The organism is Methylorubrum extorquens, assembly GCF_024169925.1.
In the GTDB taxonomy this organism is placed as follows: Bacteria; Pseudomonadota; Alphaproteobacteria; order Rhizobiales; family Beijerinckiaceae; genus Methylobacterium; species Methylobacterium extorquens_A.
The window spans coordinates 849127-872546 of record NZ_JALJXF010000001.1; the positions used below are offsets into that span (position 1 = coordinate 849127).

The following is a 23420-nucleotide window of genomic DNA, read 5'->3' on the forward strand; positions in this document are numbered from 1 at the left end:
GGCCGGACGGGGCGGGGAGCGAAAACACGATGTCGATGATTCGCCTCTATGCGCGGGTGCTCGGCCTATTGGCAGCGGAAAAGCGTCTGGTCGGCGGCCTGATCGCGGCCAACGTCGCGCTCGCGGTCGCGGCTTTCGCCGAACCGCTCATCATGGGCCGCATCATCGACGGCCTGACCCACCTCTCCAAGGACGCGCCCGCGACCGCGCTGGCGCCCTGGATCGTCGCGTGGGTGGTGTTCGGCCTGTTCACCATCGGTGCGGGGGTCGCGATCGCTCTGCATTCCGACCGGCTCGCCCATCGCAACCGCCTCTCGACCATGGCGAACTTCTTCGAGCACGTTCTCGAACTGCCGATCGCCTTCCATTCGTCCAATCATTCCGGCCGCGTGCTGAAGGCGATGCTGGAAGGCACGAACGCCATGGCCTGGGTCTGGCTCAACTTCTTCCGCGAGCACTTCTCCGCGCTGCTCTCCGTCGGTGTGCTCCTGCCGCTGACGCTGTTCGTGAACTGGCGTCTCGGCGCGATCCTCGTCGTGCTCGTCCTCGTCTTCACGGCGCTTGCGAGCTACGTCATGCGCCGGACCGAGACGCTTCAGGGCGAGGTCGAGCAGTTCCAGTCGGGACTGGCGGCCCACGCCTCCGACGCCCTCGGCAACGTCGCTGTGATCCAGTCCTTCACCCGGGCGCGCGCCGAGAAGGAGGCGATGCGCACCATCATCCACGATCTGCTCCGCGTGCAGATCCCGGTCCTGTCGTGGTGGGCGCTGGCCAACGTCGCCACCCGCGCCTCCGGCACGCTGACCATGACCGCGATCTTCATCACCGGCATCGCCCTGCACCAGAAAGGTGCGGCTACGGTCGGCGAGATCGTCGCCTTCATGAGCCTCGCCACCATGCTCGTGACAAAGCTCGATCACGTCGTGACCTTCGTGAACGGCGTGTTCATGCAAGCCCCGAAGATGCGCGAGTTCTTCGAGGTGTTCGACACCGTGCCGACCGTCCGCGACCGGCCGCATGCCAGGCAGGTCGCCCGGTTCGAGGGCGAGGTGATCTTCGACGACGTCGCCTTCTCCTATGACGGCCGCCGCAGCGCGCTGGACGGTGTGTCCTTCACGGCCCGCCCCGGCGAGACCGTGGCGCTCGTCGGTACGACGGGTTCGGGCAAGTCCACCACGCTGGGCCTGCTGCACCGCACCTTTGATCCGGATGCCGGTGCCATCCGCATCGACGGAATCGATATCCGCGATATCGGCCTGTCGAGCCTGCGCCACAACATCGGCGTCGTCTTCCAGGAGCCGATGCTGTTCAACCGCTCGATCCGCGAGAACCTGCAAGTCGGTCGCCCCGACGCGAGCGATGCCGATATGCTCGACGCCCTCGAACGCGCTCAGGCCAGCGAATTCATGGCACGCCAGCCCGACGGGCTCGACACGCTCATCGGCGAACGCGGCCGCTCCTTGTCGGGTGGCGAGCGCCAGCGCCTCTCGATCGCGCGGGCACTGCTGAAGAACCCGCCGATGCTGATCCTCGACGAGGCCACCAGCGCCCTGGACGCGGCGACCGAGCGCAAGCTGCAGCAGGCACTGGAGACGGTGATGGAGGGGCGTACCACCTTCGTGATCGCCCATCGCCTCGCCACGATCCGCAACGCCGACCGCATCCTTGTGTTCGAGGACGGCAAGATCGTCGAGGCCGGCGGTTTCGACGAACTCGTCGCCCTCAACCAGCGCTTCGCGACGCTCGCCCGGGCTCAGTTCATGGCCGCCGAGGCCGAGGACGACATGCCGATGGCCGCCTGAAGCGAGCCTCACAGAAACGACAAATCCGGCGCGATCGAAGCGCCGGACCCTAGGCATCCCACACATATTCGCCCCCGCTCGCATCGCGACCGGGGGCGTTCTTGTTTCATACCAAATCCGGCCGATCCCGTCGGGATGGCGGATTTGGGCTTCGCTCAAGCGCCGCACGGGTTTGCTGATCCGGTCCCCGCTTGGATCAAGCGGGGACCGGATCAGACTCGGGTTTTACGGTCTCGCTGAAGTCCGCGTGACGGCACGGGAGGGGCTCTCCAGAGCCGGAGGCTGCATCGCGTCGAACGTCGTCTCGTCGAGTTCCAGAACGGGCAGAGCGCCGAGTTCTGCCGGAAGCGCAGCGACGGATTTCGGTGCCAGAACCGGTGCAGCCGCCATAGCGGCGGCCCGCGGCCTTTCCTCGGAGGCCTCGATAGCCGGCGCCGCCGGGGAAGGCATATCAACCGCGACCGAGCGTTCGGGTGCAGGCGCCATCTGCGGTGTCAGCGCGGCGCCGACGATGCGGATAGGCTGCGAAACGTCCGGAAGCGGCTCTGCAACCGGCGCAGCGGCGATGTGAGACGCTTCGGCGGGGCTTGATCGGATCTGCGATGCGATCGCCCAGGTCGCGACGAGCGAAAGGCCCACCACGCCGACGCCGACAGCCCAGACCGGACGGCGGCTGCGCCGTTCGAGCGGCTTCAGCGGCCCCGGCAGGATACGGCCACGCCGCAGAACGGGGCGTGGCTGACGGAGCTGTGGCCAGAAATCCCGCACGGTGGCGTGTTCGGCTCCTACCATCGGAGTACTCCGGTTGATCAAGGATGGCCGTTCATACACCGGTAAGATCGACGTCGGAAATGAGGCGTTTGCGCCGTCCGCCGAGGGTGTCTCGCAACCGATCGATGGTCGAACCGGTCCGCCGAGGCTTAGGCTGCGGCCGCGTCGCGATCGACATACCACGTCACGCGCCCGGCACTCTCGACGTGTCGCGCTGGCAGATCCTCGCCGTCGGCGATCCGTTGCAGCGGCTCGCGCTTGCTTGCGCCGTTGACGAGAAACAGCACCGAGCGCGAGGAGGCCAGCGCCGGAAAGGTCAGGGTGATGCGCGGCACGAACGGCTCCATGCCCGCTTCCGGGACCGGCGCCACCCAGGCCGTGCGTTCGGCGAAAGCCGGTTTGCCCGGAAACAACGAGGCGGTATGGCCATCGCTACCGAGGCCGAGCAGCACGAGATCGAACAGCGGTCGTGCCGGATCGAACTGTTCAGCCCCGTAGAAGTCGCGAAGCGTCTTCTCGTAGGCGCGTGCGCCTGCTTCCGCTCCGTGATCGGAGGGCATGAAGTACAGATGCGTCGCCGGCACCGGGGCGGCATGGCCGAACGCCTCTCGGACCATGCGGACGTTGCTCAGCGCATCGTCCCACGGCACCACGCGGTCATCGCCGAAGAACCAGTGGATGCGCGCCCATGGCACCCGCTCGACGTAGCCGGGGGAGGCCAGCAGCGCGTAGAGCCGCTTCGGGGTCGAGCCGCCGGAGAGACAGATCGCGATGCGTTCGCCCTCCGCGCTCTCGGCCATCGCCAGCAGGTGCTCGGCCGCCGCACGGGCCGTCGCCTCGGCATCCGCCATCAGCTCGGTGTTCGAGGGAAGCGGGATCATGGCGCGGGCCCCCGGCGCGGCGGCTCCTTGTGGCCGCCGAAGCCCTGGCGCATGGCCGAGAGCAGCTTGTCGGCGTAGCTTTCATCCTCGCGGGAGCGGAAGCGGCGGTAGAGGGCGCTGGAGAGGACGGTGGCCGGCACGGCTTCCTCGACCGCTGCATTGATGGTCCAGCGGCCCTCACCGGAATCCTCGACGTAACCGGAATATCCTTCGAGGCGCTCGTCGCCCGCGAGCGCGGACGCGGTGAGATCGAGGAGCCAGGAGGAGACCACGCTGCCTCGCCGCCACACCTCGGCGATGTCGCCGAGATTGAGGTCGAATCGGCGCTCCTCGGGAATGTTGGGGGCGTTGGCGTGGCGAAGGATGTCGAAGCCCTCGGCATAGGCCTGCATCAGGCCGTACTCGATGCCGTTATGGACCATCTTCACGAAATGACCGGCGCCGCTCGGGCCTGCATGGATGTAGCCCTGCTCGGCGCGCGGATCGCGATCCTCACGCCCGGGCGTACGCGGGATCTCGCCGAGGCCCGGTGCCAGCGTGCGGAAGATCGGGTCGAGCCGATCGACGGCCGCCTTGTGGCCGCCGATCATCATGCAGTAGCCGCGCTCCAGACCCCACACGCCGCCGGAGGTGCCGACATCGATGTAGTGGATACCCTTGGCATCAAGGTCACGAGCCCGGCGCACATCGTCCTGATAGAACGAGTTGCCGCCGTCGATGATGCAGTCGTCGGCACTCAGGAGGCCCCCGAGCGCGGTCACCGTCTCCTCGGTGATCTGGCCGGCCGGCAGCATAACCCAAGCCGTGCGCGGCGCCTCGAGCTTGGCAGCAAGATCCTCCAGGCTGGAGGCAGGCGTTGCACCCTCGGCGGCCAGCGCCTCCACCGCCTTCGGATCACGGTCGTAGACCACGGCCGTGTGGCCATCGCGCAGCAGGCGGCGGACGATGTTGCCGCCCATCCGGCCGAGGCCGATCATGCCGAGTTGCATCCGCTCACACTCCCCATCGAGGGCTGTCGGGATCCGTCGTGCGATCCCTCGCGGTCCACCGTCCACGCGTTACGGAACGGCGACCGCACCCGGCAATGGTAGTGCGAAAAAACCGGAATCAAGGCTTCGGCGATGTTGCCCCCGAGGCCGGCGGCTGGCCCGGCGTGGCCTCCACGCGCTTCTCCGGGTTCTTGACCTGGCTGTAGGCAACGTTGCCGAACGAGCCGATGGTCGTCGACCAGGGCAGAGGCTCCGCATCCTTGTCACTGCGATTCGCCTTGCAGAAGGCCGAGAGCAGCCCGTTGACCACAGTGTCGTCGCCGGCCTCGGGCACGGCAGCCTTCACCTTTGGCGCAACGCGGGCGAGGACCGGAACGAAATCGTTCGGTTTCAGCCCCTTCAGCGCGTCGCCGCCGGTGGCCTCCTCAATGCTGGCTTTCAGCCCTTCGTTCTCGATGGTCGAGCAGGGCGCATTACCGGCCATCATCGTCTTTATTTTTTCCCGCGCGGTCGCGACGACACCGACTTCCGACACGACCGGAGCCTTGTTGCCCCACGAGTTGCGGATGTAGTCGGTAACGTCCTTGATCTGATCGTCGGTCATTTCCTGGCCGATGGCCGGCATCGGTGCGTAGCCGCTCTGCGCCGCAAGACCACCGACGATCACGTTGATGATCGTCTCGGGGCCACCGGACTGGATCGAGGTGTTGCCGGCGAGAGCCGGAATCGCTCCCTCGACACCCTTGCCGTCCGGCCGGTGACAGGAGGAGCAGTAGGTGAGGTAAGTGTCCGCCCCCGGCGCGCCCGGCCCGTTGAACGCCTGGAGATCCTTCTCCTTGTAGGTCTGCTTGGCCGGGATCGTGCGCAAATAGGCAACCATCGCCTTTAGGTCGGCGTCGGTCATCTTGGAGAGCGATTCTTCGATGGTCTGGCGCATCGGGCCAGCGGCCACGCCCGGCCGGTTGCCGGGGGCGGTGCCGGTCTTGAGGTAGCTCACGACCTCCTCGTCGCTCCACGCGCCGATGCCCTGATGCCCGTCCGGGGTGATGTTGGGCGCGTACCAGCCGTCGATGACGCCGCCGCCGAACCGGCCGGCCAAGCTCGAATTGCCGACGAGCTTGCGCTCGTTGTGACACATACCGCAATGGCCGAGGCCTTCGACCAAGTACCCGCCGCGATTGACCTCCGCGCTGGCCTTGGGATCGGGCTCGAAACGTCCTTCAGTGAAGAAGGCGGTGCGCCACGTGATCAGGGCAGTGCGGACGTTGAACGGGAAGGGAATCTCGTTGTCCTCCCGCTTCTCCTTCACCGGGGTGAGGGATTTGAGGTAGGCGAAGATCGCTTTCGTGTCGTCGTCCGAAACCTTGGTGTACCAGGAGAACGGGAAGGCCGGGTAGAGATACTCCCCCTCGTCGCCGATGCCGTGACGGAACGCCTTCTCGAAGGTCTCGTAGCTCCACTTGCCGATGCCGGTCTCGTCGTCCGGCGTGAGATTGGGGGTCTTGATCGCCCCGATCGGCGTATCGAGCTTGAAGTTGCCGGCCATGAACTTGCCGCCGGCCTTGGTGTGGCAGGCGGTGCAGTCACCCGCCGTCGCCAGATATTCGCCGCGCTTGATCAGATCGGCATCAGCCTCCTGCGCTTTGGCCGCGCCGACCGAGAGGAGGGCGGCAAGGGCGAACCAACCGGAGCCGAGGGCAGTGAGGCGTGTCATGAACCCGATCTCCAGATGTCGAAGGCCTCGGTAAAGAATAGTTCTAAGTCACCGGTGGACGCGCACCGAACGTTCGCCACTTTCGGTTGTTCCATGTCGTCTTGTCACAGTCCGACGAGACCGTTGCTCCGTCGCGGCGAAAACGGATCACCATTTCAGCGATATGCGCTGCGAGCGCCGCGGCCAGCCAAGCCGCGACACCGGGCCACGCCGCACCGGTGAGTGCCGCCCGCAGTGCCAGCATCAGCGCCGCGCCGGAGGCGAGGTTGCTCAGCAGTGCCCCCGGTGCCGGGCCGCGCCCCCAGCGGGCGCGAACGCCGAGCAGCACGAGCGCCTCCAGGGCCACCAGCACGAGGATGGCGTCGACGATCCGCCCGGAGGCGAAGAGTGTGGCGAAGAAGCCGTCCACCGCTCACGCACTCCTCAAGCGCCGCCCGAAGCGCGGATTGAGCCGGACGATGGTGAGGTTCAGGCAAGCGGCGATGCTGACCCAGGCGAGGTAGGGAAGGTTGAGCAGGGCTGCAGGCAGAGATGCTTGGGCGACGGTGACCATCACGGCGAGGATGGAGAGCCACAACAGCAGCACCTCGGCGAAAGCCCAATCAGGCCGGCGCAGGCGAAAGAAGACGACGCTCCACGCGATGTTGAGCACGCCGTTGACGGCGAAGACCGCAACGAGCCGGGCTCGCGCCGCCGGGTCCGGGTCGGCGTTCCAGGCGATGATCGCGGAGGCGGTGGTGAGGACGAAGATGACGGTCCAGACCGGCCCGAACGCCCAGTCCGGCGGCTTCCAGCCGGGAACGCGTAGGCGTCGATACCAAGCGTCCGTCCGGGTCGCGATCCCGCCTGCCACCGCGACGGCGAGCGCCACGAGAACGGCGACGACGGGCGGTCCCCAACCCCCAGCCAGCAGACCGGTCACGGCGAGACCCAGCGGAACAGGTGCGCGAGGTCCTTGAAGAAGATCCGTGCATGCGCGGCGGGTTTTGCGCGCACAAGTTCCTTGTTCATGTAGGCGTCCCAGGTGAGCTGCTGGACGTCCTTGTCCTTGCAGATCGAGACGAAGCGCTCCCGCAGGGTGTCGCTGCGATACCAGACCCACTGCATCATCCCGAGGATCCAGAAGACGCGTCCGTGCAGCCGCATGAACCGCTTCCGCGCCTGGGCGAGGGCGCGGGCATCGCCGGTCGCGAGGAAGGCCCCCGCGGCCTCCGCAGCGAGGCGGCCGCCGAGCATCGCGTAGTAGATGCCCTCGCCGGAGGCCGGCGCGACGACGCCCGCCGCATCGCCCGCGAGCAACACGTCGCGTCCGTTGTCCCAGCGCCGCAGCGGCTTGAGCGGAAGCGGCGCGCCCTCCCGGCGGATCGTCTCGCAGGCGTCGAGGCCGGTGCTGGCGCGCAGATCGCGGATCGCACCGCGCAGGGAGAAGCCCTTGCGGGCGCTGCCGGTGCCGACGCTGACGGTGTCGCCATGCGGGAAGATCCAGGCATAGAAATCCGGCGAGAGGCGGCCCTGATAGTAGACGTCGCAGCGCGCGCCGTCGTGTCCGGCATCCGCAGGGCGCCGGACGATCTCGTGATAGGCGAAGACCTGGCGCATCCGGGCATGCCCCGGAATCTCGGCGCGTCCGACCGTAGAGGTCGCACCGTCGGCGCCGATGACGAGACGGGCCTGCGCCCGATGTTCTTCGCCGCCCTTGCCGGAGCGGTAATGCACCGTGGTGAGACCTGGGCCGTCGCGGGAGATGCGTTCGAACAGACCGTCGCGCAGATCCGCCCCGGCGAGCGCCGCCCGCTCGCGTAGGTACGGATCGAAATGCTCGCGATCGACCATGCCGACGAAGCCGTCGCCGACCGGCATGTCGACCGCTCGCTCGCTCGGCGCCACCATCCGGGCACACCGGATGCGGGCGACGAGTTGCGCGTCGGGAATCGCGAAGTCGCGGATCAGCCGCGGTGGAATCGCGCCGCCGCAGGGCTTGATCCGCCCGGCCTTGTCGAGGAGCAGCACCCGCCGCCCGGAGGCGGCGAGGTCGGCGGCCGCGATCGACCCCGCGGGGCCGCCCCCCACCACCACGACGTCGAAGGTTTCGGAAGCGTCGTGGTCTGTCATGGGGTTACCGCGCCTCGAAGCCGGGGTTGAGCTGGAAGGAGGCCGTCTCGGTCAGCGGGTTGCGCCGCCGGCCGACGGTGACGTGCTCGACGCGCAGGCTGATGAGCAGAGCGGCGAGGAACAGGACGCCCTCCGCCGCGAACACCGCGGCATAGGCGGTGACGGGTTCGGAGGTGACGAGGCGGGCGAGATCGACCGCGAGCGTACCGATGAAGCCGCCGGCACCGAAGGCCACGCCCTGGGCCGCGCCCCAGACGCCCATGCGAGTGCCGCGCTCGGCCTCGCCGCCGCGCCCGGCCAGCGCCATCATCGAGCCGATCGCCGCCACGGCGTAGACGCCGTTGCCGAAGCCGAGGCCCGCCACCGCCGCGCGTAAGGGGAAGTCGGGTCCGATCGGTCCACCGGCGGCGATGGTCCCGAGCGCCAGCGCCGAGAGCCCGCAGCCGATGGCCGTCCAGAGCTTCAGCGATCCCAGCACCGGCCCGCCGACGAACACGGTGACGCCGGCCACGAACAGCATGCCGGCGAGCACGCCGCCGTGCTGAAGCCCGGCCAGCTTGGTCGTCGCCCCCGGCGTCATCGCGAAGACGAGGCCGGCATAGGGTTCGAGAATCAGTTCCTGCGCGCTGTAGGCGAGCATCGAGACGAAGATGAACAGGGTGAAGCGCCGGGCCGCGGGCTCGGCCAGCACCTGCGCCAGCACCGCGCGGAAGGGGGGCTTCGTCTCGGCTCGGCCGGCGGCAGCCGCGCCGCGGCGCGGCTCGATGCCGGCCACCGCCAGGCAAGCCACGGCGAAGGCGACGAGGGAGACGGTGCCCGAGACGGCGACGAGCCGCGCACCCGAAAACGGATCGAGGAAGTGGCCGGCCAGCGGCGCTGTCACGGCGAAACCGGCGATCATCATCACCCAGACGATGGTCGCCGCCGCGCCCCGGCGCCCGGCGTCGACACCGGTCGCGAGCAGGACGAGAAGCGAGGTGCCCGCCGCGCCCGCACCCATGCCGACGAGCAGGAAGGAGAAGACGGCAAGCGCGAGGCCGGCGGCGAGGTGGCTCGCCGCGAGCGCCGTCGCCGCTGCGGCGCCGAAACCGCCGAGGCAGAGCGCGGCCATGCCGCCGACGATCCACGGCGTGCGCCGCCCCCCGACATCGGAGCCGTAGCCCCATCGCGGACGCAGCACCTGCGTGGCGTAGTGCAGAGCGACGAGGGCGCCGGGCACGATCGCGGGGAGCGCCAGTTCCACCACCATCACCCGGTTGATGGTCGATGTCATCAGCACCACGACCGCCCCGAGCGCGGTCTGGACAAGCCCGAGCCGGACGATCTGGAGCCAGGAGAAAGATCGAGAGACGGCGGCGGGCGTGCGGGTCATGGCGCCAGCCCTTGCACGAGCGGGCGCAGGGCGAAAGCCGCGGCCAGCATGCCGAAAACGTAGAGCGTCGTGCCGGTGCCGTTGTACCAGGCTGCGCGCGCGCGGGGCGCCTTCAGGAAATGCGTCATCAGCACGAGCTGACCCGCGAGCAGAGCGCCGATCAACGCCGCATGCCAGGGCCGTTCCCAATGGAGGAGGAGCGCAACCACCACCACCTGGGGCACGGCCATGACGAGGCAGGCGAAGCGCGCCGCGCGATCGGAGCCGAGCTGCACCGGCAGCGAGCGCAGGCCCATGGCCCGGTCCCCCTCCACCGACTTGAAGTCGTTGAGGGTCATGATGCCATGCGCGCCGACCGAGTAGAGCAGGGCGACGAGGAGCACCCGCCGGTCGGGCATCGAGGCGGCCATCACCGCGGCGCCGGTGAACCAGGGCAGGCCCTCGTAGCAGAGCGCCACCGCCGAATTGCCCCACCAGCCATTCTGCTTCAGCCGGAACGGAGGCGCCGAGTAGATCCAAGCGAGCACGAGGCCGAACAGGGCGGCACCGAGGATCCAGGGCCCGAGCAGCGCGGCGACGACCAGTGACAGGACCGTCCAGCCGGCGGCGAGATAAAGGCCCCACCGGCCGGGAATGCGCCCGGAGGGGATCGGCCGGTCGGGTTCGTTGATGGCATCGACGTGGCGATCGAACCAGTCGTTGGCGGCCTGGCTCGTCGCGCAGACCAGCGGCCCGGCGAGAAGGACGCCCGCGGCGATGACCAGCCACTGCCCGGACGGCGTCTGACCGGAGGAGATCACCCCGCAGCCGAACGCCCACATCGGTGCGAACCACGTGATGGGCTTGAGAAGCTCGACGATGGCGCTCGGCGCGGGCGTTGCCATGGCGGAAAGCTACCGGCGGGGCGACGCATGTGTCAAGCAAGCTTTACACACACCTCAAAATAAGGCGAAGATGTCAACTCCGACGCACCGGTGCATTATAGCGCCGATTTTTTGGAAAGTGCCTAAGACGTCAACTCAGGGTCGTTCCCGTCGAGGTCGCCGATGCCGTAGCGACGCATCTTCGCATAAAGACCCTGACGGCTGAGGCCGAGCATCTCCGCCGCTGAGGCGCGGTTGTCGCGCGTGATTCGCAAGGCCGCCTCGATGCACAGCTTCTCGATGAGGTCGGTCGTCTCCCGCACCAGGGCCTTCATGGACACGCGGCCCACGAGTTCGGTCATCTGCTCGACCGAGCGGGGCAGGTCGTGCCCGCCGCCGGCGTGGACCGGAGCCGCTCGCCGCGGCGTCGCGCGGACGGTGAAGCCGAAACACGGCTGATCGGCGTGAGAGGTGGAGACGGCGGCGACCTCCACCTCCTCCACGGAGCCGTACTGACCGCGCATCACGGTCGAGAAATGGCGCACCGAGCCATGGTCGCGCAGCATCGTGAACAGCGCGAGCGCGTCCGTTTCCTCGCGGCCGAGCCAACTGTCGAGGGTCTGGCCGCGGACCTGCTCCTCGGTGGCGTGCTGGGTGAGATCGAGGAAGGCGGTGTTGGCGGCGAGGATACGTCGCCCAGCGTCGGTGACGACGAAGCCCTCCGGCATCCGCTGGATGACGTCGAGCGCGCCACGGCCGAACTCGATGCGTTCGGGCAGTGCCGGAACGAGGGTGGCGAGGCGCAACAGCACCGAGGTCGTGCCCTCGCCGCGGAACAGGGAGGCGGAAACCCGGACATCGCCCCGGCCACCGGCCAGAGGCGCGACGAGATCCGTCGCCTGTCCGGTGACGCGCAGTCCGGCGAAGAGGTTTTGCAGTTCCCGTAGGCTGCCCGCATCGAACAGATCGGCGGCATCCTGGCCGATCACGCGCTTCTGCGGGCGGCCGAGCAGCCGCATCGCCGCCGGGTTGATCTCCGTCACCCGCCGCGTGCCGGCATCGACGACCAGGACCGGCTCACCGGAGAGCTGGAACAGGAGCTTGTAGCGGGTCTCGGCGGTGCGCAGGCGGTCGTAATCCCGCTCCAGCGCCTGCTGCGTCTCGGCCAGACGCCGCTGGAGCGCAGCGATCGTCCGCAGATCCTGCCCGACCACGATGATCGGCCCGTCCTTGCGCGGACGGAGCGTGGCATAGCGAATCGGCAGGTCCGTGCCGGAGGGAGAGGGATGGTTGACCTGCCGCCAGCGGGTCATCGTGCCGGGCGCCGCGTCGCGAAGCAGCGCATCGATCTTCGGCCGGCTCTCGACGGTCACGGTGTCGATCCAGGGCTTGCCGAGCCAAGCTTCGATGCCTTGGCCCTCGAGATCACCCCGGCCGGCTGTGGTATCGCGAATGATGCCGTGGTGATCGACGACGAGCGAGAGATCGGAGGTCGCGGCAATCAGCAGCCCGGCCGCTTCTCCATCGAGAAGACCGGCCGCCTGTTGCAGCGCCGAAGAGGGGCGCCGAGGAGAAGGGCTCGCCAAGCTGCTCAAGGTCAACACTTTGTGATGGCGCAGAAAGCGCCCTTATCAACAGGCTCGCGTCCGCATTTCAAGCAAGCTTTCCGCAATGAGCGGTGCAAGACGCCCATCTTCCGCCGTGCCGTCCGCGCCAACGAGGCGGACGTGATCAGGATTCCGGGCGAAATAGGGGCCGCCGACCAACACCTTGATCCGCGGGTTGCACGAAGCACCGCGCAGGGCACGAATCCGCTCCGCAAGTGCGGGCATGAACACGTCGCAGGACAGCGTCAGCCCGAGGACGTCGAACCATTCCATGCGGACGAGGTCCGCCGCGTCGAGGTTCGATTGGGCACCGGTGGTGGTCACGTCCCACCCCGATTCGCGGAAGATGGTCGCGATCAGCGACAGGCAGAAAATATGCGTCTCACCGGGGCAAGGTAGCAGCAGGATGCTGCGCCCTGAGGGATCGACGCCATCGTTCTCAAGCCTCGCGCACAAGTCGCGCGTCGCCGCCTGAAGGCGCCCGAGGGCCACGGTTACATCTACGAAATCACAGGCATCCTCCTCCCAGAGTTGCCCGAGATGCCGTGCCACCGGCGCCAGCAGATCGACCAGCACGCCTTCGAGGGTCAGCCCCTCGTCGAGGACACGCAGGAGGTGGGGGGCGAGATCGGTGTCCGTTCGGGCGAGAAGCAGATCGCTGAGGCGCTGGACTTCGTCGGGCGTCGGCCGGCGGCCGGAGGCCGCGGGCCGGGGCGTCGCCCGCTCACGGTGCGCCAGCATCAGCCGGGGCAGGATCTCGGCCTCGACCACGCTGGCCAGCTGCCGGCGCATCCCGAGTCCGTCGGGCTGCTGCTCAAACGCAGAGGGGACAAGCGGCTCGGCCACGACCCGGCATTCCGGTGCCACAGCGGGAAATTCGAGACGCTCGCCGAAATGCCTCCAGTCGCCCATGGGCGTCTCCCTGAGGATGCGGCTCGGTGGATGCAGCGTGCAATTTAATGCGCTGATCGGTGCCGAGGCAACGGACGCGTGTAGGCCAACGATACGCTTCCGCCCACGATTGGCAATCCCCGACCCCACCCAGCTCGGAAGAAATGTAATCTGCAACAACCGTCAACTTGGATTGACACTTTTGGGTGGCCGGGCCTAGGCTCAGCCTATCGAGGTCTCCGAAGACGAGGCCGAAGGGCGAGCGAGGGCGGACGCCATGCGTCAGCACCAAGGCCGGCAACAACCGCTCTACACGAGCGCACAACGTCAGCGGCGCGACGCGTCGCCCTGGACGCTGGTGCAGGGGATTCTCGCTCCGCTGCAGTTTCTCGTCTTCGCCGTGAGTCTCGGCCTCGTCCTGCGCACGCTCGCCACAGGGGAAGGGGCGGACATCGCCAATGCCTCCGTCGTCGCCAAGACCCTCTGTCTCTACGCGATCATGGTCACGGGCTCGATCTGGGAGAAGGTCGTGTTCGGCCGCTACCTGTTCGCGCCGGCCTTCTTCTGGGAGGACGTGTTCAGCATGCTCGTGCTTGCGCTGCACACGGCCTATCTCGCGGCGCTCGGCTTAAACCTGCTCGATACGCAGGGATTGCTCGTCCTCGCGCTCGCCGCCTACGCCACCTACCTCATCAATGCCGGCCAGTTCCTCCTGAAGCTCCGGGCGGCGCGGCTCGAAGCGCCGGCCTCCCTCTCTTTCGCAGGTGAGGTGGCTCGGTGAACGCCCACGCGCCCCTTCCTTCCACCGAATGCGGCGTCGCGGTCCGCGCCGAGCACGGCCAGCGGGCGGTGTTCTGCGGCCTCACCGGTATCGTCTGGCTACACCGGAAGATTCAGGACGCGTTCTTTCTCGTCGTCGGCTCGCGCACCTGCGCCCACCTGATCCAGTCGGCGGCGGGCGTGATGATCTTCGCCGAGCCGCGCTTTGCCACCGCCATCATCGACGAGCGCGATCTCGCGGGCCTCGCCGACATGAACGAGGAACTCGACCGGGTGGTGACGCGGCTGATCGAGCGGCGGCCCGACATCCGGCTGCTGTTCCTCGTCGGCTCCTGCCCCTCGGAAGTGATCAAGCTCGACCTGTCGCGGGCGGCCCTGCGGCTGTCGCGGCGGCTCGCCCCGGACGTGCGGGTGCTGAACTATTCGGGCTCCGGCATCGAGACGACCTTCACGCAGGGCGAGGATGCCTGCCTCGCCTCCCTGGTGCCGGAACTGCCGGAGACGACGGCGACGGACGAACTCCTCGTCGTCGGCGCACTGGCCGACGTCGTCGAGGATCAGTTCGCCCGGCTGTTCTCCGATCTCGGCATCGATGCGCGCTTCCTGCCGGCGCGACGCGCCGGCCAGATGCCCCCGGTCGGGCGCGGCACGCGCTTTCTCCTGGCGCAACCCTTCCTGGCCGACACCGCGCGGGCCCTGGAAGAGCGCGGAGCCCGGCGAATCGCCGCCCCGTTTCCCCTGGGTGCGGAGGGCACGACGGAGTGGCTGCGCGCGGCGGCCGAAGCCTTCGGCGTCGATTCCGCCCGGTTCGAGGCGGTGACGGCGCCAGGCCTGCGCCGCTCGCATCAGGCGCTCGCCACCTATGCCGAGAAGCTTGCCGGCAAGCGGGTGTTCTTCTTCCCCGATTCGCAGCTCGAAGTGCCGCTCGCCCGCTTCCTGTCTAGGGAGATGGGTGCCGAGCTGATCGAGGTCGGCACGCCCTATCTGCATCGCGGCCACCTTGCCGCCGAACTCGACTGGCTCCCCGACGGCACCGCCGTAGTGGAGGGCCAGAGCCTCGACGACGGGCTCGACCGGTGCCGCGCAGCGCGGCCGGACTTGACCGTGTGCGGCCTCGGCCTCGCCAACCCGCTCGAAGCGGAGGGGCTGACCACGAAATGGTCGATCGAACTGCTGTTCACGCCGATCCAGGGCTACGAGCAGGCGGGCGACCTCGCCGAATTGTTCGCGCGCCCGCTCGACCGGCGCGCCCGGCTGGAGGTGTAGCGGCCATGCAGCTCACCGTCTGGACCTATGAGGGACCGCCGCATATCGGCGCCATGCGGGTCGCCACCGCGATGGAGGGGCTGCACTACGTGCTGCACGCCCCCCAAGGCGACACCTATGCCGACCTGCTCTTCACGATGATCGAGCGGCGCGCCAAGCGCCCGCCGGTGACCTACACCACCTTCCAGGCGCAGGATCTCGGCCGCGACACCGCCGCGATCTTCAAGGACGCGGTCGCCGCCGCCTACGCGCGGTTCCAGCCCCAGGCGATGATCGTCGGCGCCTCCTGCACCGCCGAGTTGATCCAGGACGATCCGGGCGGTCTCGCCAAGGCGCTCGCCCTGCCGATCCCGGTGATCCCGCTGGAGTTGCCGGCCTACCAGAAGAAAGAAAACTGGGGCGCCTCCGAGACCTTCTACCGCCTCGTGCGCGCCCTGGCCGGCGCCCCGAGCGAGCGCGCCCCGCGCGAAGGGCGGCGCCCTGCCTGCAACATCCTCGGCCCCACGGCCCTCGGCTTCCGTCACCGCGACGACCTGATCGAGGTTCGGCGCCTCCTCGACGGCCTCGGGATCGCGGTGAACGTGGTTGCGCCGCTCGGCGCGACGCCCGCGGATCTTGTCCGGCTGGGTGAAGCCGACTTCAACGTCGTGCTCTATCCCGAGGTGGCGCGCAGCGCCGCGCAGTACCTGGAAAAGACATTCCAGCAGCCCTTCGTCGATGTGGTGCCGATCGGCGTCGGCGCAACGACGCGCTTCGTGGAAGCGGTCGCCGCCCTGGCCGGGATCGATCCCGCCCCCGTCCTCGCCGACGCGCCCTCGCGCCTGCCCTGGTACAGCCGGTCGGTCGATTCGACTTACCTCACCGGCAAACGCGTCTTCGTGTTCGGAGACGCCACACACGCGCTGGCCCTGGCCCGCGTCGCCGCGCACGAACTCGGCTTCAAGCTCGTCGGGCTCGGCAGCTACACCCGCGAATTCGCCCGCGAGGTCCGAGCGGAAGCGGCACTCCACGGCATCGAGGCGACGATCACCGACGACTACCTCGACGTCGAGGCGGCGATCCAGGCGGCGGCGCCCGAACTCGTGCTCGGCACGCAGATGGAGCGCCACATCGCCAAGCGGATCGGCATCCCCTGCGCGGTGATCTCGGCACCGATCCACGTGCAGGACTTTCCCGCCCGCCACTCGCCGCAGATGGGTTTCGAGGGCGCCAACGTCCTGTTCGACACCCTCGTGCACCCCCTGATGATGGGGCTGGAGGAACATCTCCTCGGGATGTTCCGCGAAGATCCCGAATTCCACGATGGCGCCGCCCCGTCTCATCTCGGCCGCGGGCCGAACGGGACGGCGGACGCCGTGGAACGGGCGCCGAAGACTCCCCCCCTCGCGTCGGCGCCCGTTCCATCCCCCATCCAGATCCAGGGTGCCGACGCGGTTCGCACCGCGCCGTGGGCGCCCGATGCCGAGAAGGAGCTGAAGAAGATCCCGTTCTTCGTGCGCGGAAAGGCCCGCGCCAACACCGAGCGCTTCGCCCGAGAGCGGCAGCTCCCGCTCATCACTCTCGAGACCCTCTACGATGCCAAGGCGCATTTCGGCCGATAGGCCCACCATCCGCGTCGCCATCGTCACGCTCGACAATCACTTGGCGAGCGCGGTGGAACGGGCGCGCCTGCGGCTCGCGGCGGAGATGCCGGGGCTGAGCCTGAGCTTCCACGCCGCCGCGGAATGGGAGACCGACAAGGCCGCGCTCCGTGCCTGCGAGGCAGAGATCGCGCGGGCCGACATCGTCGTCTCGGCGATGCTGTTCCTCGACGAGCACGTCCGGGCGATCCTGCCGGCGATCCTCGCCCGCCGCGAGAGCTGCGATGCGATGATCGGCTGCCTCTCGGCCTCCGAGATCGTACGCACGACGAAACTCAACCGCTTCGACATGAGCGGGAACAAGCGCTCGGCCCTCGATTTCCTGAAGCGGCTGCGCGGCAAGCCGGGCGCGGAGGGCAATGCCGCCCGCCAGATGGCGCTGGTGCGCAAGCTGCCGAAGATCCTGCGCTTCATCCCCGGCTCGGCGCAGGACGTGCGCGCCTACTTCCTCACCCTGCAATACTGGCTCGCGGGCTCTGACGAGAACGTGGCGAGCCTCGTGCGCTTCCTCGTGCAACGCTACGCCGCCGGCCCCCGAACCGTGTGGCGCGAGATCGCCGCGGCACCCGCGCCCCAGCACTATCCGGAGACCGGTCTCTATCATCCGCGCATGGCGAGCCGCGTCGGCGAGAGCCTGTCCGCCCTGCCGACCATGCCGGGCGCCCGGGGCCGCGTGGGCCTGCTCTTGATGCGCTCCTACGTGCTGGCCGGCAACACGGCGCATTACGACGGCGTCATCGCCGCCCTGGAGGCCAAGGGCCTCTCGGTGGTGCCGGCCTTCGCCGCTGGCCTCGACAACCGCCCGGCGGTGGACGCCTACTTCACGGTCAACGGCCGGCCGGCCATCGACGCGCTGGTCTCGCTCACCGGATTCTCATTGGTCGGCGGCCCGGCCTACAACGACGCGGCGGCGGCGGAGGCGACCCTGGCACGGCTCGACGTGCCCTATCTCGCCGCCCACGCCCTGGAATTCCAGACGATCGAGCAGTGGGAGGCGGGCTCGCGCGGCCTGTCGCCGGTCGAGGCGACCATGATGGTCGCGATCCCCGAACTCGACGGCGCCACAGCGCCGATGGTGTTCGGCGGGCGCTCCTCGGCCTCCGGCCCCGGCAATGCCCGTGACATGCGCGTGCATCCCGAGCGCGCCGAGCGGCTCGCCGCCCGGATCGATCGGCTCGTGGCTTTGCGGCGGCGGCCGAAGCGCGAGCGGCGTCTGGCCGTGATCCTGTTCAATTTTCCGCCCAATGCCGGCGCCACCGGCTCGGCCGCCTTCCTCTCGGTCTACGCCTCGCTGCTGAACACCCTGCGCGGTCTCAAGGCCGACGGCTACGCGGTGGAAGTGCCCGACAGCGTCGATGCGCTGCGCGAAAAAATTCTTAGCGGCAACGCCAGCCGTTACGGCACGCCGGCCAACGTCCATGCCCGCGTCTCGGCCGAGGATCACGTCCGCCGCGAAACCTACCTGCCCGAGATCGAGGCGCAGTGGGGCCCGGCGCCCGGCCGCCACCAGAGCAACGGCGCCGACATCCTCGTGCTCGGTGCGCAGTTCGGCAACGTCTTCGTCGGGGTGCAGCCCGCTTTCGGCTACGAGGGCGACCCGATGCGGCTGCTGTTCGAGCAGGGCTTCGCACCGACCCACGCCTTCAGCGCCTTCTACCGCTGGCTGCGCGAGGATTTCTCGGCCGACGCCGTGCTGCATTTCGGCACCCACGGCGCGCTGGAATTCATGCCGGGCAAGCAGGCCGGATTGTCGGAATCCTGCTGGCCCGAGCGGCTGATCGGTGCGCTGCCGAACATCTATCTCTACGCCGCCAACAACCCGTCCGAGGGCACGCTCGCCAAGCGCCGCTCCGCCGCGACGCTGGTGAGCTACCTCACGCCGAGTCTCGCCGCCGCCGGGCTCTACCGCGGCTTGTGCGATCTCAAGGCCTCGATCGAGCGCTGGCGCGGCCTTGAGCCGGAAGCCACGGCCGAGCGCTCGGCGCTCGCCGCGATCATCCAGGCGCAGGGCGCAGCCGTCGATCTCGTGCCGGCCGATCCCGCCTGGGAGGGCAATCCCGCCCCGCATGTCACCGCGCTCGCCGCCGCTTTGTTCGAACTCGAACAGACGCTGATCCCGCACGGCCTGCACGTGATCGGCCAGGGGATGGCCGGCGAGGAACGCGTCGATCTGCTGCTCGCCCTGGCGGAAGCCTCGCACGGCCTCAAGCCGGCCCGCGCCGGGATCGAGCATCTGATCGCGGGCGCGTCCCTCAGCGAGTCGCTGGCTGCGGCCGGTTTGCCGGCAGACGAGACCCACCGGGGCGCCTTCGCCGACCTCGCCCGGATCGATGCCGACCTCGCCCAAGACAGCGAATTGCCCGCGCTGATGCGGGCCCTCGACGGGCGCTTCGTCGCCCCGGTCGCGGGCGGCGATCTTCTGCGCAATCCCGGCATCCTGCCTACCGGGCGCAACCTGCACGGCTTCGACCCCTACCGCCTGCCCACGGCCTTCGCGCTGGCGGACGGCGCCAAACAGGTGGCGCGGGTGCTGGATCGCCACATCGCGGAAGGCCGGGCCCTGCCGGAGAGTGTCGCCCTCGTCCTGTGGGGCACCGACAACCTGAAGAGCGAGGGCGGCCCCATCGCCCAGGCGCTGGCGCTGATCGGCGCCGCACCCCGCTTCGACGGTTACGGCCGCCTCGCGGGGGCCGAACTGATCCCGCTCGAAAGGCTCGGCCGCCCGCGCATCGATGCCGTGGTCACGCTCTCGGGCATCTTTCGCGATCTTCTGCCCCTGCAGACCAAGCTGCTCGCGGAAGCGAGCTTCATGGCAGCCAGCGCCGACGAGCCGATCGAGAAAAACTTCGTGCGCAAGCACGCGCTGGCGATCCAGGCCGAGCAAGGCTGCGACTTCGAGACAGCGGCGCTGCGCGTCTTCTCCAATGCCGAGGGGGCCTACGGCGCCAACGTCAACCATCTCGTTGAGTCCGGCCGCTGGGACGACGAGGACGAACTCTGCGAGACGTTCTCGCGCAGGAAGAGCTTCGCCTACGATCGGTCCGGCCGTCCGGCACCGCAGCGCGATCTGATGAAGGCGGTGCTGTCGCGGGTCGATCTCGCCTACCAGAACCTCGATTCGGTCGAACTCGGCGTCACGAGTGTCGATCACTACTTCGACGGGCTCGGCGGGATGGGCCGCGCGGTGGCCCGCGCCCGTGGCGAGGCGGTGCCGATCTACATCAGCGACCAGACCCGGGGGGAGGGGCGCGTGCGCTCCCTCGACGAGCAGGTGGCGTTGGAAACTCGCACCCGCATGCTCAACCCGAAATGGTACGAGGGCCTGCTCGGCCACGGCTACGAGGGCGTGCGCCAGATCGAGGCGACGCTGACCAACACCGTCGGCTGGTCCGCCACCGCCGGCGCGGTGCAACCCTGGATCTACGAGCGCATCACCGAGACCTTCGTGCTCGACGACGTGATGCGCGACCGTATGGCGACCCTCAACCCCACGGCCTGCGCCAAGGTCGCGAGCCGCCTGATCGAGGCTCACCGCCGCGGCTTCTGGACTCCCGACCCGGCGATGCGCGACGCGCTCGACCGTGCCGAGGAGGAACTGGAAGACCGGCTGGAGGGCGTCACACCCGGCATCACCGCAGGAGTCGCGGCATGAACATCGCCATCCGAAATCCGGTCCCGATCCGCCGCGAGGAGGGCAGCCTGCAGGTCTCGCTCGATCCGGACGACCGGATCGAGACCGCCAAGGTCTTCGCGGTCTACGGCAAGGGCGGCATCGGCAAGTCCACCACCTCCTCGAACCTGTCGGTGGCCTTCTCGAAGCTCGGCAAGCGCGTCCTGCAGATCGGCTGCGACCCGAAGCACGACTCGACCTTCACCCTGACCAAGCGCCTCGCACCGACGGTGATCGACGCGCTCGAATCGGTGAACTTCCACTCCGAGGAGTTGCGGCCGGAAGACTTCGTGGTCGAGGGCTATAACGGCGTGAAATGCGTCGAGGCCGGCGGCCCGCCCGCCGGCACCGGCTGCGGCGGCTACGTCGTCGGGCAGACGGTGAAGCTCCTCAAGGAGCATCACCTCCTGGAGGATACCGACGTCGTCGTGTTCGACGTCCTCGGCGACGTGGTCTGCGGCGGCTTCGCCTCGCCGCTCCAGCACGCCGACCGGGCGCTGATCGTCACCGCCAACGACTTCGATTCGATCTTCGCGATGAACCGCATCGTCGCGGCGATCCACTCCAAGTCGAAGAACTACGGCGTGCGCCTCGGCGGCGTCATCGCCAACCGCTCGGCGGGGACCGACGAGATCGACCGCTTCAACGCGGCGGTGGGTCTGCGCCGTCTCGCGCATTTCCCCGACCTCGACGTGGTGCGCCGCTCGCGCCTGAAGAAATCGACCCTGTTCGAGATGGACCCGTCGCCGGAGCTGAAGGCCGTCACCGACGAGTACATGCGGCTCGCGGAGACGCTCTGGGCCGGTGCCGACCCCTGCGAGGCCGCGCCGATGAAGGACCGCGACCTGTTCGAATTCCTTGGCTTCGATTGATCTTGGGTTCGACTGATGAGCACGCCCTACCTCACCCGCCGCTCCCAGTTGGAAACCTACTTCGACCGCACCGCGGTGGAAGCCTGGTCGCGCCTCACCTCCGACGCACCGGTCTCGAAGATCCGCGCCACGGTGCGGGCTGGGCGCGACACCATGCGCGCCAACCTGCTGAGTTGGCTTCCGGCGGATCTCACCGGCCTGCGCCTGCTCGATGCCGGATGCGGCACCGGCGCGCTCGCGGTCGAGGCCGCGCGGCGGGGCGCGGAGGTGACCGCGATCGACGTCTCGCCGACGCTGATCGGGCTCGCCCGCGAGCGTTTACCCACAATCCCCGGTCCGGGCTCCGTCGACTTCCGGGTCGGTGACATGCTCGACCCCTGGCTGGGCCGCTTCGACCACGTCGTCGCGATGGATTCGCTGATCCACTATCAGGCGCCGGACATCGTCCGGGCGCTCGCCGAACTCTCCCTGCGCACCGATGGCAGCCTGCTGTTCACGGTCGCCCCGCGCACGGCGCTGCTGACGCTGATGCACGCGGCTGGCAAGCTGTTTCCGAAGGCCGACCGGGCGCCCGCCATCGTGCCGATCACCGAGAGCGGCCTTCGGCGGCGCATCGCAGCGGAGCGAGCGCTGACGCGTTTCGCCGTCGAGCGGACGCATAGGGTGAACAGCGGTTTCTACCTCTCGAACGCGATCGAGCTGCGCAAGGATGCGTCGCCAGCGATTGAGAGCGGGGCCGGTCGATGAAATCCGGCCTCGCCATCACCCAGGCGCTGCTTCGCCTCGGCCCGGCGATCTTGCCCTTCGCCGACGCGGCGACGAAGGAGCTGCCCCTCGGGCGCCTGATGCGGCTCGCGCTGTTCCAGGTCACGGTCGGCATGGCCGCCGTGCTGCTGATCGGCACGCTCAACCGGGTGATGATCGTCGAGCTTGCAGTTCCGGCCTGGATCGTCGCGGTGATGCTGTCGCTGCCGCTGCTGTTCGCTCCCTTGCGGGCGCTGGTCGGCTTTCGCTCGGACACGCACCGCTCGGTGCTTGGCTGGCGACGGGTGCCCTACATCTGGTTCGGCACGCTGCTGCAATTCGGCGGGCTGGCGATCATGCCGTTCGCTCTGCTGATCCTGTCGGGCGACACCACCGGCCCGCTCTGGGTCGGCCATGTTGCGGCCGCGCTCGCCTTCCTGCTGGTCGGCGCGGGGCTTCACACCACGCAGACCGTCGGGCTGGCGCTGGCGACCGACCTCGCCCCGGCCCATGCCCGCCCGAAGGTGGTGGCGCTCCTCTGCGCCATGCTGCTCGCCGGCATGATGGGCAGCGCCGTGCTGTTCGGGCTGGCGCTGGCGAACTTCTCGGCCGTCCGCCTGATCCAGGTGATCCAGGGCGCGGCGCTGGTCACGATCGTGCTCAACGGCGTCGCCCTGTGGAAGCAGGAGCCGCGCGATCCGCACCGCACCGACCGGGCGGCGCCGCGGCCGAGCTTCGCCCAATCCTGGCGCGGCTATGCCGGGGAGCGCACCGCACAGCGGCGGCTTGCGGCGATCGCGCTCGGCACCGCGGCGTTCTCGATGCAGGACATCCTGCTCGAACCCTATGGCGGCCAGATCCTCGGACTCACCGTGGCGCAGACCACGGCGCTCACCGCGATGCTCGCGGCCGGTGGCGGCCTGGGGCTGATCGCGGCGGCGCGCTGGCTCAACCGCGGCGGCGACCCCTACCGGGTCGCGGCGACGGGCGCGGTGATCGGCATCGCAGCCTTCTCGGCGGTGATCTTCGCCGCACCCCTCGCCTCGGCCCGGCTGTTTGCAGCCGGCGTCACGCTGATCGGGATCGGCGGCGGATTGTTCGCCCACGGCACGCTCACCGCCTCCATGGCCAAGGCCGGGCCCGAGGATACCGGCCTCGCCCTCGGCGCCTGGGGCGCAGCGCAGGCGACCGCCGCGGGCCTTGCCATCGCCGCCAGCGGCATCCTGCGCGATCTCGGCGCCGCGGTGGCGCAGTCGGGCGCCCTCGGCGAAGGCATGAACGAGCCGGCCATCGGCTACCTCATCGTCTACCATGTCGAGATCGCGCTGCTCTTCGCCACGCTGATCGCGCTCGGCCCGCTCGTGCGCGCGGACGCCCCCCGTTCCACCCATCCGAACGAGCGGCGTTCCGGTTCGTTCGACCCCCTCGTCAACCGTCCCACCTGAT

Annotated in this window: 19 protein-coding genes; 8 read left to right on the forward strand and 11 right to left on the reverse strand. The window is 68.9% G+C overall.

Features of this window, described 5'->3' with window-relative positions:
• Positions 1-29 precede the first annotated feature (29 nt).
• A complete protein-coding gene (locus J2W78_RS04110; protein WP_253368243.1) occupies positions 30-1802 on the forward strand; it encodes a glucan ABC transporter ATP-binding protein/ permease in 1773 nt (590 codons plus the stop codon).
• 225 nt (positions 1803-2027) lie between these two features.
• Here J2W78_RS04110 and J2W78_RS04115 read toward each other — a convergent pair whose 3' ends face one another.
• The 11 genes from J2W78_RS04115 to J2W78_RS04165 all read right to left on the reverse strand — a co-directional run bounded on the left by J2W78_RS04115 (position 2028) and on the right by J2W78_RS04165 (position 13023).
• Positions 2028-2594 (reverse strand): hypothetical protein, encoded by a 567-nt coding sequence (locus J2W78_RS04115; protein WP_253368245.1) that lies wholly within the window; start codon positions 2592-2594, stop codon positions 2028-2030.
• Between the two features lie 128 nt (positions 2595-2722).
• A complete protein-coding gene (gene pgl / locus J2W78_RS04120; RefSeq protein ID WP_253368247.1) occupies positions 2723-3454 on the reverse strand; it encodes a 6-phosphogluconolactonase in 732 nt (243 codons plus the stop codon).
• Entirely contained in the window at positions 3451-4443 is a 993-nt protein-coding gene (gene gnd, locus J2W78_RS04125) for a phosphogluconate dehydrogenase (NAD(+)-dependent, decarboxylating) (RefSeq protein WP_253368249.1), read from the reverse strand. The genes pgl and gnd overlap by 4 nt, the downstream gene beginning before the upstream one ends.
• 118 nt (positions 4444-4561) lie before the next feature.
• Entirely contained in the window at positions 4562-6157 is a 1596-nt protein-coding gene (locus tag J2W78_RS04130; RefSeq protein ID WP_253368251.1) for a c-type cytochrome, read from the reverse strand.
• 43 nt (positions 6158-6200) lie between these two features.
• Entirely contained in the window at positions 6201-6566 is a 366-nt protein-coding gene (locus tag J2W78_RS04135) for a hypothetical protein (protein ID WP_253368253.1), read from the reverse strand.
• Between the two features lie 3 nt (positions 6567-6569).
• Complete coding sequence (locus J2W78_RS04140) at positions 6570-7079, reverse strand: TspO/MBR family protein (RefSeq protein ID WP_253368255.1); 510 nt, start codon at positions 7077-7079, stop codon at positions 6570-6572.
• On the reverse strand, positions 7076-8269 hold the full coding sequence (locus J2W78_RS04145; RefSeq protein ID WP_253368257.1) for a geranylgeranyl diphosphate reductase: 1194 nt from the start codon (positions 8267-8269) through the stop codon (positions 7076-7078). Before J2W78_RS04145 ends, J2W78_RS04140 begins: the two co-directional genes overlap by 4 nt.
• Before the next feature lie 4 nt (positions 8270-8273).
• Entirely contained in the window at positions 8274-9641 is a 1368-nt protein-coding gene (locus J2W78_RS04150; protein WP_253368259.1) for a BCD family MFS transporter, read from the reverse strand.
• Positions 9638-10525, reverse strand: coding sequence for a chlorophyll synthase ChlG (chlG, locus tag J2W78_RS04155; protein WP_253368261.1), 888 nt, complete (start codon positions 10523-10525; stop codon positions 9638-9640). Before chlG ends, J2W78_RS04150 begins: the two co-directional genes overlap by 4 nt.
• A gap of 122 nt (positions 10526-10647) precedes the next feature.
• Complete coding sequence (gene ppsR, locus J2W78_RS04160; RefSeq protein WP_253368263.1) at positions 10648-12108, reverse strand: transcriptional regulator PpsR; 1461 nt, start codon at positions 12106-12108, stop codon at positions 10648-10650.
• A gap of 27 nt (positions 12109-12135) precedes the next feature.
• The gene (locus tag J2W78_RS04165; protein ID WP_253373961.1) at positions 12136-13023 is read right to left on the reverse strand and encodes a cobalamin B12-binding domain-containing protein; all 888 of its coding nucleotides are present in this window, start codon (positions 13021-13023) and stop codon (positions 12136-12138) included.
• Positions 13024-13279: 256 nt separating this feature from the next.
• On the opposite strand from J2W78_RS04165, the gene bchF reads away from it, so the two are divergent.
• The 7 genes from bchF to J2W78_RS04200 are packed head-to-tail and all read left to right on the forward strand — an operon-like array spanning position 13280 to position 23419.
• A complete protein-coding gene (bchF, locus tag J2W78_RS04170; protein ID WP_253368265.1) occupies positions 13280-13783 on the forward strand; it encodes a 2-vinyl bacteriochlorophyllide hydratase in 504 nt (167 codons plus the stop codon).
• Positions 13780-15048, forward strand: coding sequence for a ferredoxin:protochlorophyllide reductase (ATP-dependent) subunit N (locus J2W78_RS04175; protein WP_253368267.1), 1269 nt, complete (start codon positions 13780-13782; stop codon positions 15046-15048). Before bchF ends, J2W78_RS04175 begins: the two co-directional genes overlap by 4 nt.
• Before the next feature lie 5 nt (positions 15049-15053).
• A complete protein-coding gene (gene bchB / locus J2W78_RS04180; RefSeq protein ID WP_253368269.1) occupies positions 15054-16649 on the forward strand; it encodes a ferredoxin:protochlorophyllide reductase (ATP-dependent) subunit B in 1596 nt (531 codons plus the stop codon).
• Positions 16624-20340: a magnesium chelatase subunit H gene (locus tag J2W78_RS04185; protein WP_253368271.1), complete on the forward strand. Its 3717-nt coding sequence runs from the start codon at positions 16624-16626 to the stop codon at positions 20338-20340. Before bchB ends, J2W78_RS04185 begins: the two co-directional genes overlap by 26 nt.
• On the forward strand, positions 20337-21230 hold the full coding sequence (gene bchL, locus J2W78_RS04190; RefSeq protein WP_166061178.1) for a ferredoxin:protochlorophyllide reductase (ATP-dependent) iron-sulfur ATP-binding protein: 894 nt from the start codon (positions 20337-20339) through the stop codon (positions 21228-21230). The genes J2W78_RS04185 and bchL overlap by 4 nt, the downstream gene beginning before the upstream one ends.
• 15 nt (positions 21231-21245) lie before the next feature.
• Positions 21246-21977 carry a magnesium protoporphyrin IX methyltransferase gene (gene bchM / locus J2W78_RS04195; protein ID WP_253368273.1) on the forward strand — a complete coding sequence of 244 codons (732 nt, stop codon included), beginning with the start codon at positions 21246-21248 and terminating at the stop codon, positions 21975-21977.
• A complete protein-coding gene (locus tag J2W78_RS04200; protein WP_253368275.1) occupies positions 21974-23419 on the forward strand; it encodes a BCD family MFS transporter in 1446 nt (481 codons plus the stop codon). Before bchM ends, J2W78_RS04200 begins: the two co-directional genes overlap by 4 nt.
• Position 23420 lies beyond the last annotated feature (1 nt).